Annotated in this window: 1 protein-coding gene; it reads right to left on the reverse strand. The window is 38.3% G+C overall.

Going from position 1 to position 209, the window contains the following annotated elements:
* Positions 1-209, reverse strand: a 209-nt coding sequence (locus HMI57_RS18790; RefSeq protein WP_171587472.1) for a nickel-dependent hydrogenase large subunit, incomplete at both ends; no start/stop codon positions are given.

Below are 209 nucleotides of genomic sequence, written 5' to 3' on the forward strand. Positions count from 1 at the left end.
GTTTAAAGAGTATTTATCTAATACTGTATTTTGCAAAGCAGCCGTTGCCGCTGGATCAGCTTTCAAAGCCGCCACCGGACTTACCCAATCTAAAGCATGTAAGTGATAAAAATGCACCACATGGTCATGTACATTTTGACTAGCAGCCATAATGTTGCGAATATAATTAGCATTTTTAGGAATTTCAATTCCTAATGCATCCTCTACAG

Origin of the sequence: Arthrobacter sp. 260 (assembly GCF_013116745.1) — a bacterium.
GTDB lineage: Bacteria > Actinomycetota > Actinomycetes > Actinomycetales > Micrococcaceae > Arthrobacter_D.